This window comes from Spirosoma horti (assembly GCF_054776595.1).
The window spans coordinates 1-13,405 of the sequence record NZ_BAAHBQ010000008.1 but is presented as its reverse complement, the minus strand read 5'-3'; the positions used below and the strand labels follow the sequence as shown (position 1 = coordinate 13,405).

Below are 13,405 nucleotides of genomic sequence, written 5' to 3'. Positions count from 1 at the left end.
AACCTTTACTCTTCAGCCTAACATGACCCCAATGGAACCCAGACCACAACCCAAGAATAACAGTCGTAGCTACTTATTGGCTGCCTTACTAATTCTGGCTGCCCTCAATGTACTGCTGTTATACTTCTATTACCAGGAGCGGCAGGACAATAAAACAAAAGATGCGACCATTGCGGCAAAGACGGAAGAAGTCCTTATAGCTAAAACAAAACTCGACTCCATTTCAGCACAACTTGACACTAAAATTGCTGAAATTCAGCGATTGGGGGGAAGCATCGATTCATTGATGAAAGTAAAAGCTCAATTAGAGGTCGATAAGCGGGAGCTGAAAAATGTTAGTTCGTTCGACAGTAAGAAGTACGATCAGAAGATCAGGAACTACCAGGCCATTCTGGTGCAGAAAGATCAGGAAATCGCCCGGCTGAAAGAAGAAAATGGCGTATTGTCTCAGCAAAATGAATCGCTTACGCAGGAGAACAATGGTCTCAAAGCCGAAAAGCAGTCGTTAAGTGACTCGGTCGTATCGGTTACTATCAAAAACCAGGAGTTAGCCGAAAAAGTGACCATCGCTGCTGCCTTACACGCCGAATCTGTTACGATCAATGGTGTGAATGCCAAAGGAAAAGAAACCGATGGCGGTACATACAAGGCCAAAAGAACCGATAAAATTCACATATCGATACAGCTGTCTCCCAACGGATTAGCGAAGAAAGACGAAAAGCTAATTTATGTACGGGTCATTGACCCTTCGGGAGCCGTTGTCTCCGATCTAGCGACAGGATCGGGTGAGTTTATGTATAACAATCAGGGTATGATCTATACCGCTATGCAAAAATTCACCTTCGACAATAGTCGCCAACGGCTTGACTTCTTTTATGGACGGGGTGGCCAGCCATTTAAAGAAGGAAAACACGATGTAGAGGTCTACTGTGAAGGTTTCCGAATCGGTGAAGGTGAATTTACCATCAAGTAAGCCTTACTGACGCCTTCGCGATAAAAAGTGAGTGCCGCTTTCCAGCCGGGAGCGGCACTTACTTTTTATCGCTTACTTACGTTTATTCACTCGTTTACCTTTGCGATTATCAGTTTATTTCTTACCTTTGCGGCCTCATTTCAAACAAATTACAAAAAAATGTTTCCTAATAACTACGAAACGGTGTTCATTTTAACTCCCGTTTTATCTGATGCTCAGATGAAGGACGCCGTTGACAAGTTTCGCAAAGTGCTGACCGATAACGGTGCGGAACTGGTCCATGAAGACCACATGGGTCTGCGCAAGCTGGCCTATCCAATTCAGCATAAGAACACGGGTTACTACCAACTCTTCGAGTTTAAGGCCCCCGGCACGATCATCGAGAAACTCAACACCGAGTATCTCCGTGACGAGCGCATCATCCGTCACCTGACGGTTTCGCTCGACAAGCACGCTGTTGCCTACAACGATCGTAAGCGCAATGGCTTAGTGGGTAAGAAAAAACAAACCGAAAACGCCGGGGAGGCCAAGTAATCATGAGTTTGCAAAACGAATCAGTCTCGAAAACCGAGAACCGCAAAAAATACGACCGCTTTAAAAAAGCCGGTATCAAATACATCGATTACAAGGACGGTAACTTCCTGCTGAAACTGCTGAACGAGCAAGGTAAAATCCTGCCACGGCGGTTAACCGGAACAACCCTTAAAAACCAGCGCAAAGTGGCCCAGGCTGTCAAACGCGCTCGTCATCTGGCCATCCTGCCTTACGTAGGCGATTCACTGAAATAAAGTTTGTAGTTCGTTGTCTGTAGTTGCTGAACGTTGTTTTCAGAAGAAACTACAAACCGCAAACCACAAACTACAAACCTTTTTCAAAAAATGGATATCATTTTAAAAACCGATATTGCCGGCCTAGGCTATAAGAACGACACCGTTGCGGTGAAGCCCGGTTACGGTCGCAATTACCTGATTCCTCAGGGATTTGCTATGATGGCAACCGATTCTAACAAGAAGATCGTTGCTGAAAACATTCGTCAGGCAGCTCACAAAGCCGAAAAAATCAAAACCGAAGCCCAAACTATTGCGGATGGCATCGGCGACATGACGTTGACCATCCCAGCGAAAGCAGGTGACAGCGGCAAGATTTTTGGCCGGGTAACCAACACCCAGGTTGCTGAAGCGCTGCGTGAGAAAGGCTTCGACATCGACCGGAAGAAAATTACGGTTGAAGATGTTAAAGTACTTGGTACTTACGAAGCTTCGCTCGACCTGCACAAGGATGTGAAGCACAAAGTAAAATTCGAAGTAGTTTCGGCTGAGTAGCCCCTCCTATTTCCTGAGAAATCGACCGGCACGTTGCATGACGAGGCTGGTCGATTTTTTGTTATACCGGGTTCAAAACGATCAACTGGTGAGTGGCATCTTAACGCATTCTTTACCTAATTAATAGCCTACCACGAATACATAAAAAGCCTACTCTCCACTTCATAATCAGGCAATTAGCTAAGGAAATCTTTTACTTGAAGCGGACCTAATCAGCCCCGTTTTTTGTTGATTAAGTATGCAGTTTCATACCGAATTTTCGCCCGAATCACTACCCCATCGCCTGGGTCTGAACAGCCGGATCGTAACCATCGGATCGTGCTTTGCCGATGTTATGGGACGTCGGTTAGCTGATTGTAAATTGCCGGTATTGATCAATCCATTCGGAACGATCTTCAATCCGGTTTCCATCGCCAAATTAATAACGATGGCACTTCGGAGCCTTTCTCCTGATGAAGACGGCTATGTTGAGCGCAATGGCATATGGTTTCATTATGACTTCCATTCGTCTCTCTGGGCCAAAAGTCAGGATGAATTACGTAATAAGCTTACGGCCTGCCTGACGCTCACGGCGGATGCCATTCGCAAGGCCGATTTTCTGTTTATTACGCTCGGTTCTGCTGTTGTCTACCGGCATATTGAAACGGGTAACGTAGTCGCCAATTGCCATAAAATGCCCGGTTCCTTCTTCGAAAAATACCTGTATCAAATCGATCATTTACGCGACGACCTGGCCCGTCTGTTGAAAACACTACGGCGAGCCAACCCGAAACTAAATGTATTACTGACGGTTAGCCCGGTGCGCCATACCCGCGATACGTTACCACTGAATAGCGTAAGTAAGTCTACATTGCGGGTAGTTTCGCACGAGCTGACCACCTGGAATGATTGGGTCGCTTACTTTCCCGCCTACGAGATGATGATGGATGATCTGCGCGATTATCGTTTCTACGAAGCCGACATGATTCATCCCAACGCACAGGCTCATGAGTACATTTTTGGCAAATTTGCGGAGTGTGCGTTTGACAACGAACTTCGTACCTTTGTGGCCGAATGGTCACAAATCAGTAAATCGTTAGCCCATCGGCCCCTTTATGGAACCGACAGCCCGGCGCATTTTCAGTTTCTGACAAAATTAATGGCACAACTGGACGCTATCGCTCAACACACAGATGTGTCAGCGGAACTGGCAGAGGTGCGAAGTCGTTTAAAACAGGGAGAACTGGTTGAACGGCAGGAGGGCGAAAAAGAGTTCGCTTAAGTTTACCTTTCCTTCTCCCGCTCTCTTTTCTCATTTTTATGTCTGATTACCGATTATCTAAAGAAGCTGTTCTACGGGCATTGAGCACCGTTGAAGAACCCGATTTAAAGCGCGACATTGTTTCGCTGAATATGGTGAAGGATGTCGTGCTGGGCATTGGCTCTGTGCGTTTCACTGTCGTCTTAACGACACCAGCCTGTCCACTGAAGGAAGTTATTCGCAAACGCTGCGAAGACGCCATTCATGCACATATAGGGGCCGATATTCTGATTACGATCGACATGACGTCGGACGTAACGTCGACACGGGTTAATGCGCCCACGCTGCCAGGTGTAAAAAACATTATTGCTGTTTCATCGGGAAAAGGTGGCGTCGGCAAGTCTACGGTAACGGCTAACCTGGCCATTGCGCTTCACAAATCCGGTGCAAAAGTGGGCATTATCGACGCGGATATTTATGGTCCTTCCATGCCAACGATGTTCGGTGCTGAAAACATTCAGCCACGCATTTTCCAGGTGGATGGACAAACCCGCATGGAACCCATTCAACAGTTTGGCATCAAACTGTTGTCGATGGGTTTCCTGGTGGCTCCGGGTCAGGCCATTATCTGGCGGGGCACCATGGCTGGCCGGGCCTTGCAACAGTTTTTTTCGGATGCTGATTGGGGCGAATTGGATTACCTGCTCATCGATCTCCCACCAGGCACCGGTGACATTCATTTAACGCTTGTACAGACGGTACCGGTTACGGGCGCAATCATCGTGACAACACCCCAGAAAGTAGCGCTGGCCGATGCAACAAAAGGGCTGGCCATGTTTCGTCAGCCGCAAATCAACGTGCCGGTGTTGGGGGTGATTGAGAACATGTCGTATTTCACTCCAGCCGAATTACCCGACCACAAGTATTATATATTTGGTAAGGGGGGCGGTCAGTCACTGGCTGATCAGTTCAATGTACCGATGCTGGGACAGATTCCGCTGGTACAAAGCATTCGTGAAGCAGGCGACGAAGGTCGGCCCGCCATCAGTGTCGGTGAACCGGTTGCATCGGAAGCCTTTCAGGCAGCCGCCGAGGCTCTCGCTCAGCAGGTAGCGATCCGCAATGCCAGCCTTGACCGCACGGAGCGTGTTCAGGTTGCATAAACAACGTAGAAAGTATAAATTTACCGTAAATCAATCAATCAATGGAGACGGTAGTCAATAACGACCAGCTGATAAGTAAAATAGAAAGGGCTCTCGACAGTATGCGACCTTATCTGGCAGCCGATGGCGGCAATGTGAAGATACTGGAAGTTACAGGCGATAAAACCGTTCGGCTCGAACTGATGGGCTCCTGTGGTTCCTGTCCTATGTCGGCTATGACCTTCAAGGGTGGTCTGGAAGAAGCGATTCTGAAAGCCGTACCCGAGATCACAAAAGTTGAGGCAGTGAATATCACACCTGCGTTTTAATTGGTAATAGTGTGCTACCAGATGTTATTTCAATAAGTTCAAAAGTGATGGGAGGTACCCCGTTTTTAAAGGAACGAGGGTACCTGTTCAGTCGTTATTCGACCATTTGGAATTAGGCATTTCAGTAGACGATTTTTTAGATGATTTCCCTACAGTATCGAAGGAACAAGTTGTTGCTACTTTAAAAATAGCGGAACGTCTCTTGAAAGCTACAAACCTCGATTTAATATATGAGGCTGTTGCTTGATGAAAACATAAAATATCCTACACCAATTATTGTGTTAGATACGTACACGGATGCATACCCTATTTTACAGTCTGTAATTCCTCGATTGTTAGAAACGCTTGACTATCCACTAGAGCCAGGAGCGACAATAGTCAAACCTTAAAATACAATCGTCGCCAGTTTCTCAGCCATTAAAAACGCCGAATCAGGCGTTTTTTTGTTTCTTTGCAGTTCGTATTATTCCTCAATTCAGTGAAAATAGGCATTTTCTTCGGTGGACCAGCGCGGGAGCGGGAGGTTTCGTTTGCCGGTGGGCGTACCGCCCTGGCTAATTTAGATAAAGGGTTGTTCGAGCCAGTTCTGGTGTTTGTCGATGGCCGTGGGCGATTTCGGCTTGTCGAGCCCAGCTTTCTTCAGTCGCCTTCGTTGCGTGAAGCTTTACCACAGGATAATTCCGGCTTTTCGGTTTACGATGAGTCACTACCTATCGACGCACTTGATGCAACCCTGCCTGAATTACGCCCGGAACAGTTTCGTGACCATTTTGACCTGGCATTTCTGGCCATGCACGGCCCCGACTGCGAAGATGGCGCCATTCAGGGTTTATTGGAGTGGCACAAAATGCCTTATACGGGACCAGGGCTGGTTGGCTCGGCAGTGGGTATCAATAAAATCCTGCAAAATGAGTTGATTGCGCTGGCCAATGGTCAGCAGAAAAAAACGGCTACCATTAGCCGGGATGCCTACGAACAGGCCGATAAAGCCCAATTCTTCAACTCTCTGGTTGAGCATCTGGGGCTGCCAATCGTTGTGAAGGCTCCTCATCAGGGCTCCTCCATCGGCGTAGCTATCGTTCGTGAAGCAGACCTAGCTCTATTTTGCCGCTCCGTGGAGCAATGTTTCTTCACGATGAGCGTACAACCGGATGGCTGGAGCAAATTAAGTGAATGGTCGAGCCTGTCAACGGACGAAAAAAACGAATTGGCTCAAAAAATGGTAAGTCTGGACTCTGGTATCAGCTTTCCTGTCGTTATTGAGCAAACGGGCGAAATAATCAGCCACCCAGCCGATTTTGTTACGAAGCTGAATGCCATCACCCAAGAGGGCCAGCCGGTGTCGTTGGCCTCGTTGAACGCTGAAGATGAAGTTCTATTTGAGGAATTCATTACGGGTCAGGAGTTTTCTTGTGGCGTCATTCAGGACGATGACCAGGTGGCTATCGCTTTGCCACCTACGGAGATTTATAATGTCACGAGCTTCGATTTCGACTCGAAGTACAAGCTGAATACAACCAAAAAGCGGATACCGGTTGACACAAGCCTGGAAAACAACCGAAAAATTCAGTTGGCCGTGGCAGAGGTATTCAGTCGGTTGGGCATCAATGTTTATTCGCGAATTGACGGCTTCCTGACTCCTGCGGGAGATGTCCTTTTGCACGACCCAAATACCATTCCGGGTATGTCGCCCTCATCGCTGATTTTTAAGCAGATGGCTGAAATCGGGTTGAACTTATCCAATTCCCTAACCTATCTTATTCGCCAGTCGCTACGGGAACGCATTCGTACGGGCAAAGACACCTTTCATCTTAAACGTCTGCTGGCCTCTTTGGATGCACAGTTGGCCGCCCGAAAAGCCAATCCATTACCCGAACGAGTCGTTTCGTTTGGTCCTACTGATGAAGAATTCATTGCCGCTAAGCAACAGTACAATGAGCTGGCGGCTTCGGCTACAGTACTGCCCTCGTTAATGTACATCAAGAGCAAACTGGAATCGCATGAGATTCCGGTCAACTTACTTTTTAAAGATACGATTGCTGAGTTGGAGACAGCCTTAAGCCAGCCGCGCCATCCTCTGTTGGTTGAGACAGCCGAGCGGGCCCGACACATTACCGAACGTTACGTATAATGTTCAAAAGCAGAAAGGCGTACTAGGATTGAGACCCTAGCACGCCTTTCTGTTTTTAGGGTAAATTATAACATAACCGGCTGCCCCGTCCGAACGGATTCATCACAGGCGAAGGCAATCTCCAGACTGCTTACGGCATCCTGCATGTGATCCGTCAAGTCGCGATCTTCCCGAATAGATTCCAGGAAATAGCGTTGTTCGCGGTTGCAGAGCTCCTGGTGATCTGGCTCATCCTGCATATCGATCCAGGTGTCGGACTCTACAAATTGATCGTTTGCATCGAGTGCGGCCCGGTGGACGCGCAGCGATTCTGTTTTCGTGTGCGAGTCTACATTATCCGACTTCCCGGCAGCTCCCGCATTTTTAGCGACGATAGACACGCAGCCGTCCGGCCCGATGACGTCTTTTACGAAAAAAGCCGTTTCGCTCATCATAGGCCCCCAACCGGCTTCATACCAGCCTACAGAACCGTCTTCAAACCGAATCTGCAATTGACCGTAGTTGTAATTACCAACGGGAATATCATTGGTCAGGCGAGCGCCAATAGCGTTGACCTGCAGTGGTTTCGAGCGGGTCATCTGGCACATGACATCAATGTAATGTACCCCACAATCGACAATCGGGCTAAGACTTTTCATCAGATTCCGGTGAACAGTCCACATGGTGCCATGGCTTTGCTGATTGAGGTTCATCCGCATCACCAGCGGCTTACCTAACCCCTGGGCTACCTCAACGAATTTAGCCCAGGACGGATGATGCCGTAAAATGTAGCCGATAACCAGTTTCCGGTTTGCTTTCTGAGCGGCTGCCATGACGTGCTTCGCTCCTTCAACCGTGTCGGCAATCGGTTTTTCCATAAATACGTGACACCCTTGTTCAAAGGCCATCAGGGCAAAAGCTTCATGGGTATCGGGGTACGTGGAGATACAAACGGCATCGGGCTTTGTTTCTGTCAACGCTTTTGCATAGTCACTAAATAAGGCATAGCCTCCGCCCAGGCGTTCATTCAGAACGACTTTACTGTTTCCGGTCGAGACAATACCACAAATTTCGAATCCGTCAATTGACTGGTAGGCAATAGCGTGTGATGCGCCCATGTTGCCACATCCAACAACAAGTACCCGTATGGGTTGAATAGTGCTTGACATACTTAATTTGATACAGATTTAAGCGTAGTCTGAATTCAGTTGAGTAATCGATTCAGACCACAAACTTAACACATACAATTAGGACTGTGTACTTACATTTTCTTAGCAGGATACGGATTAATGGGCTCAATGGTTCCGTCAGCTTTATGAACTAGTTCAGCTACCTTGATATTCCGCAGGTGCGTTTTGCCCGACAGTTCGGTATCGTGATAAAAAATGTACCATTTCCCCTTGAATTCCACAATCGAGTGGTGGGTTGTCCAGCCTTTTACGGGCGTCATAAAAGCACCCTGGTATGTAAATGGGCCCTCCGGCGAATTACCCATAGCATAGGCCAGAAAATGCGTATCGCCAGTTGAATAGGAGAAATAATACTTGCCATTGTATTTATGCATCCAGCCACCTTCAAAAAACCGCCGGTCGTGATCGCCAGTCAATAGCGGTTTCCCATCTTTATCCAGGATTTTCACGTCCCTGGCAGGAGCGTCGAAGTGCAGCATGTCTTTGCTCATTCGGGCAACCTTAGGAGCCAGGGCTGGCTCTTTATCGTTACCGGAATCTGTTTTAGACCCATTAGCTGCGTATTTACCGGTCGCCCAACGCTGTAACTGACCACCCCAAATACCACCGAAATACATGTAGGATTGGCCATCAGTATCCGTAAAAACAGCTGGATCTATGCTAAAGCTGCCTTCTATCGGCGTCGGCTCTGCTTTAAAGGGGCCGCTTGGCGATTTGCTAGTCGCAACGCCCATTCGAAACACGTCCTTCTTATCCTTGACCGGGAAGTACAGATAATAAGTACCATTTTTAAAAGCCGCATCGGGTGCCCAAAGTTGACGACCCGCCCAGGGAATATTTTTGATATCCAGCCCTACGCCATGATCCGTAACTTTGCCATTGATACTATCCATTGATAGAATATGATAGTCGCGCATGGCAAAGTGGGCGCCTTCATCGTCTTCTTTTATGCCAGCATCAATGTCATGAGACGGATAGATGTAAATTTTACCATCAAAAACATGGGCCGATGGATCGGCAGTATAAATATGGCTCACCAATGGCTTCGAGAGTGGCTGCGCACTGGCCGTTGAGTCAGTAGCTATACTACTTTTCTCGTCGTTATCCTGTTTGTCCTTGTTACTTTGGCAAGCACCGAGGTACACGCCCGCTACCAGGCATACCAGCATCAGATTCCTGAGCTTACTGAAATTTATCATCCTTATTTGAGTGTATTTCTGTCAAACACAGAAAAGATAATGCCGTCCTTATTTTACTGAATTGGTAAACAGGGCAACAGCTTTTCACTCATTAACTACCCTGTTATTTTGTCCGCAAGTGAACAAAGTATGTCCAGATACGGACAAGAAAAAGGCATAAATCTCCTGTCAACTTATTGATAATCAGATAATTTAAATAACTGGCACGTCCTTTGGCCTATTGTGAATGAACAGTAAACAACTAAACAACTACTACCATGTTTTCACTACTAAGCAATTTGACGGTTTCTCTTCTTTTAAGCGCCACAACGTTAACAAACCCAACTCACCCCAAGGCGTTGTCCTTCGATGCCAGTGCCTATGTCACGGTTGATAAGCGAATACGGGTATCTGTTCAAAAAACGACTGATGTACGGGTGCTTGTTCTGCTCCGAGATAAAGACAATGAAGTCTTGTTCCGGCAGTACATCAGCAAAAAAGAGTCGAAGTATATGGTGAAATTGAATGTCAATGAGTTAAGCGATGGGCAGTATGACCTAGAATTTTCATCAAAAGATGGGAGCATACGGAAACAGGTAAGCCTGTCAACCGCTCTTAAAGACGAAACAAGCCGTATTATTGCAATGCAATAGGAGAGTCATTAAAAAGATGGGGTCCAGCCTTACAGCTGGACCCCATCTTTTTATGCTACCTGAACGTTCACTTCGTAGTAATCAACCGTTGGCGGACCATCAAAATAGCTACCCATATGTTTCAGAATATCATTTAGAAAACCGCTCGATTCAGCGGCCTGCCGTTGCGCTTCTGATGCCCATATGGTTACCATAAGCCCCCGATTAGTCGTTGAGTTGGTCAGCATACGACTATTCTTAAACCCATCAAGTTCCTTAAGCGCTGGTCCAACCGTATCCTGAAAATAATTGATTGCATCCGTAATATGTTCAGCCTTTAAGGGGAATTGAATCACGCGAGCATACATAGTGTAAACTAGTTAGGGTGTAAATAATTGAATTACAATCAAAAACCTGTATTCTACGAGACGCCCTTAAATTCTTCCTGCTCCACAAATGGCTGACTTCTTAATCGTTTACCCGTTGCTTTAAAGATAGCATTGGCAACGGCTCCACCGGCTGGCGGTAGCGAAGGTTCTCCCAAACCGGTTGGATCGATTTCATTCTGAACAAAATGGACATCGATTTCAGGAATTTCGTTGAGTCGGATCAGGCGGTATTCGTTAAAGTTTTTTTGTTGAGGCACGCCTTCTTTAAACGTGATATTACCATACATGGCATGCCCAATACCATCCACAATGCAGCCTCTTACTTGTTGCTGCGATCCACTTTGGTTTATAACCACACCACAATCAGCGGCTGAATACACTTTCTGCAAAACGGGTTTACCTTTCACCACGACAACTTCGCCTACCTGAGCTACATAAGAGCGATGGGAAAAATAGACGCTGAAACCCTGTGCTACGGGCTTTCCACTGGCGTCTTTCTTTTTGCCCCAACCTGATTTTTCAACAGCCAGATTGATAACGCCTTTCATGCGGTCAATATCATACTTGATTGCTCCAGTTGGCTTTTGCTTCGCTTTATCCAACAAGTCCAGCCTAAACTGAACGGGGTCTTTGCCAGCCGCCTGCGCAACTTCATCAATGAACGACTGTTCAGCAAAAGCCAGGAAGTTTGTGATGGGTGCTCGCCAGGGGCCAGTTGTAATTGGCGATTTATGGTCTACACTATCGATCAGTAGGTTATCGACAGCACCCGCCGGAAAGTTATCTTCCCTTGTCGAATTACCAGCATTAATACTAGCACCCCGAAGTTTATAACCAATCATATTGCCCTGCGCATCCAGAGCAGCCTCAAAACGGTATCGTACGGCTGGACGATAACTTCCACCCGTCATATCGTCTTCACGGGACCAGATCACTTTCACGGGTGCATTCACCAGTTTAGACACCTGAACAGCTTCCACAACATAATCGGCTTTTAACCGACGACCAAATCCACCACCCATCCGGGTTAACTGCACAGATACTTTATCCGGAGCGATCCCAAGCAGTTTGGCGGTTTCATTCCGAGCTAGTTCGGGAGTTTGGGTAGGGCCCACTAATTCTACTCCATCTGGCCGGACATGGGCAAAAAAGTTCATTGGCTCCATGGGAGCGTGAGAAAGAAACGGACATTGATATTCCGCCTTAACTACCTTGGCGGCATTTTTAAACGCTGTATCAACGTCACCATCTTTCCGACGTACTGTTGCGTCAGAGCCATCCAATAATTCTTTAAATAACCGGTTGTGATCGGCTGTACTTTCTAGAGCATCTGCTTTCTCCCAGTCAATTTTAAGGGCATCTTTTGCTTTTTTCACCTGCCAGGTCGACTTGCCAACCACAGCTACACTGTTTTCAAACGTCACCACATTAACGATGCCCGGCATTGCTTTTGCGGCATCAGCATTCAGCGACTTCAACTTATAGCCGAATGCCGGACGCTGAATCATGGCAAATAACATGCCCTCGCGATAGAAATCGAGCCCAAACAACGGCTTCCCTGTTATGATTTTGGGATTATCGACGTTCTTAATTGAACTGCCAATAAGTTTGAAGTCTTTTACTGCCTTTAATTTAACGTTATTGGGAACTGACAATTGGGATGCTTCAGTGGCCAACTCTCCATAACTCAGCTTGCGGCTACTCGCTGAATGCAGCACAAATCCATTACTAGTTGTGCACTCCGTTGCGGGCACATTCCACCGCTTTGCTCCAGCTTCCAGTAACATCTGACGGGCCGTAGCGCCTGCTTTGCGCAAGCGTTCCCAGGAATGTGGAATAGAGCCGCTGCCACCGGCAACCTGACGTTCAAATTTTTTCGTATCAAGTGATGCCTGCTCAACGACAACCTTTGTCCAATCAGCATCTAACTCTTCCGCTACAATAATTGGAAACGCTGTTTTTATACCTTGTCCTACCTCAGGATTCGGAGATAATATGGTAATAATTCCTTGTGGATTGATCGATAAGTAGCTATTAAAATCAACGCCAGTGGGAGCAATACCGGCGGCTGTTGCCGCTTCGGAGTCGACCCAATTAAACCCTAATACGAGCCCCCCACTAGCCGTTGCCACTATCTTCAGAAAGTTTCTTCGGCTCGAATTCGCTACTGTCTGCATCGCTATTTCGTTTTTGAGGTTTTAGCTGTTCCGGCTGGTGTAGTCGATGTAGAGGCTAGTTTCACGGCCTCCCGAATGCGGTGATAAGTGCCGCACCGGCAAATATTGCCCGTCATTGTTTCATCAATTTCGGATGATGACGGTTTAGGATTACGCTTTAGTAATGCAGCCGCTGTCATGATCTGGCCAGCCTGACAATAACCACACTGCGGCACATCCATTTTATCCCATGCCTGTTGAACGGGATGATTTCCAGTAGCCGATAAACCTTCAATTGTCGTCACTTTAGATTTACCTACTGACGAAACAGGTAATACACAGGCACGAACAGCCTCGCCGTTCAGGTGTATGGTACAAGCGCCACACTGGGCAATACCACAACCGTATTTCGTGCCAACCAGTCCAAAATTATCGCGTAGTACCCATAAAAGAGGAGTATCAGGATCTACATCTGCCTGATAAGTACGCCCGTTGATTTGAAGTTTATAAATAGCCATTTATAAAGCTGGAAGAGATGAAGAATCTAATATACGGAAAGCCGGCATTATGATTATTCTACCACTTAAAAGCTTATTAAACGCAAAAAAGCCTGTCCTTTTTGGGACAGGCCTTCTGTGGTTTCAATAGGTGGCATCTTCCTACTCTCCCGCTTGTGACAGCAGTACCATCGGCAGTACGGGGCTTAACGACTCTGTTCGAAATGGAAGAGGTGAACACCCGCCT

At 47.1% G+C, this 13,405-nt stretch carries 15 protein-coding genes and 1 rRNA gene; 10 read left to right on the top strand and 6 right to left on the bottom strand.

The genetic code is table 11. The features are described from left to right. Positions 1 to 31: 31 nt before the first annotated feature. From ACYVAM_RS23755 to ACYVAM_RS23715, 9 genes are all read left to right on the top strand, one after another. Entirely contained in the window at positions 32 to 973 is a 942-nt protein-coding gene (locus ACYVAM_RS23755; protein ID WP_461071718.1) for a hypothetical protein, read from the top strand. A gap of 159 nt (positions 974 to 1,132) precedes the next feature. Then, positions 1,133 to 1,507 carry a 30S ribosomal protein S6 gene (gene rpsF, locus ACYVAM_RS23750; protein WP_046575574.1) on the top strand — a complete coding sequence of 125 codons (375 nt, stop codon included), beginning with the start codon at positions 1,133 to 1,135 and terminating at the stop codon, positions 1,505 to 1,507. 2 nt (positions 1,508 to 1,509) lie between these two features. Further along, the gene (gene rpsR / locus ACYVAM_RS23745; RefSeq protein ID WP_018620831.1) at positions 1,510 to 1,761 is read left to right on the top strand and encodes a 30S ribosomal protein S18; all 252 of its coding nucleotides are present in this window, start codon (positions 1,510 to 1,512) and stop codon (positions 1,759 to 1,761) included. 90 nt (positions 1,762 to 1,851) lie between these two features. Next, the gene (rplI, locus tag ACYVAM_RS23740) at positions 1,852 to 2,295 is read left to right on the top strand and encodes a 50S ribosomal protein L9 (RefSeq protein WP_046575577.1); all 444 of its coding nucleotides are present in this window, start codon (positions 1,852 to 1,854) and stop codon (positions 2,293 to 2,295) included. Between the two features lie 238 nt (positions 2,296 to 2,533). Continuing rightward, positions 2,534 to 3,556: a GSCFA domain-containing protein gene (locus tag ACYVAM_RS23735; protein ID WP_461071716.1), complete on the top strand. Its 1,023-nt coding sequence runs from the start codon at positions 2,534 to 2,536 to the stop codon at positions 3,554 to 3,556. A 38-nt stretch (positions 3,557 to 3,594) separates the two neighbouring features. Further along, positions 3,595 to 4,698 carry an Mrp/NBP35 family ATP-binding protein gene (locus ACYVAM_RS23730; RefSeq protein WP_461071714.1) on the top strand — a complete coding sequence of 368 codons (1,104 nt, stop codon included), beginning with the start codon at positions 3,595 to 3,597 and terminating at the stop codon, positions 4,696 to 4,698. Positions 4,699 to 4,739: 41 nt separating this feature from the next. Next, positions 4,740 to 5,006 (top strand): NifU family protein, encoded by a 267-nt coding sequence (locus tag ACYVAM_RS23725; RefSeq protein ID WP_461071712.1) that lies wholly within the window; start codon positions 4,740 to 4,742, stop codon positions 5,004 to 5,006. Positions 5,007 to 5,112: 106 nt separating this feature from the next. Further along, positions 5,113 to 5,253 (top strand): DUF433 domain-containing protein, encoded by a 141-nt coding sequence (locus ACYVAM_RS23720; RefSeq protein WP_461071710.1) that lies wholly within the window; start codon positions 5,113 to 5,115, stop codon positions 5,251 to 5,253. A 231-nt stretch (positions 5,254 to 5,484) separates the two neighbouring features. After that, positions 5,485 to 7,137: a D-alanine--D-alanine ligase family protein gene (locus ACYVAM_RS23715; protein ID WP_461071708.1), complete on the top strand. Its 1,653-nt coding sequence runs from the start codon at positions 5,485 to 5,487 to the stop codon at positions 7,135 to 7,137. Positions 7,138 to 7,202: 65 nt separating this feature from the next. Here the strand turns inward: ACYVAM_RS23715 and ACYVAM_RS23710 are convergent, their stop codons facing one another. After that, positions 7,203 to 8,285, bottom strand: a complete 1,083-nt coding sequence (locus ACYVAM_RS23710; RefSeq protein ID WP_461071706.1) for a Gfo/Idh/MocA family protein — start codon at positions 8,283 to 8,285, stop codon at positions 7,203 to 7,205. A 92-nt stretch (positions 8,286 to 8,377) separates the two neighbouring features. After that, entirely contained in the window at positions 8,378 to 9,505 is a 1,128-nt protein-coding gene (locus ACYVAM_RS23705) for a glycoside hydrolase family 43 protein (RefSeq protein ID WP_461071704.1), read from the bottom strand. A 257-nt stretch (positions 9,506 to 9,762) separates the two neighbouring features. On the opposite strand from ACYVAM_RS23705, the gene ACYVAM_RS23700 reads away from it, so the two are divergent. After that, entirely contained in the window at positions 9,763 to 10,137 is a 375-nt protein-coding gene (locus tag ACYVAM_RS23700) for a DUF3244 domain-containing protein (RefSeq protein ID WP_461071702.1), read from the top strand. Between the two features lie 50 nt (positions 10,138 to 10,187). Here the strand turns inward: ACYVAM_RS23700 and ACYVAM_RS23695 are convergent, their stop codons facing one another. From ACYVAM_RS23695 to rrf, 4 genes are all read right to left on the bottom strand, one after another. After that, positions 10,188 to 10,484 (bottom strand): antibiotic biosynthesis monooxygenase family protein, encoded by a 297-nt coding sequence (locus ACYVAM_RS23695; RefSeq protein WP_461071700.1) that lies wholly within the window; start codon positions 10,482 to 10,484, stop codon positions 10,188 to 10,190. Positions 10,485 to 10,537: 53 nt separating this feature from the next. Beyond that, a complete protein-coding gene (locus tag ACYVAM_RS23690) occupies positions 10,538 to 12,682 on the bottom strand; it encodes a xanthine dehydrogenase family protein molybdopterin-binding subunit (RefSeq protein ID WP_461071698.1) in 2,145 nt (714 codons plus the stop codon). A 2-nt stretch (positions 12,683 to 12,684) separates the two neighbouring features. Further along, entirely contained in the window at positions 12,685 to 13,179 is a 495-nt protein-coding gene (locus tag ACYVAM_RS23685; protein ID WP_461071696.1) for a (2Fe-2S)-binding protein, read from the bottom strand. Between the two features lie 128 nt (positions 13,180 to 13,307). Beyond that, a 5S ribosomal RNA gene (gene rrf, locus ACYVAM_RS23680) occupies positions 13,308 to 13,405 on the bottom strand; the annotation flags it as partial.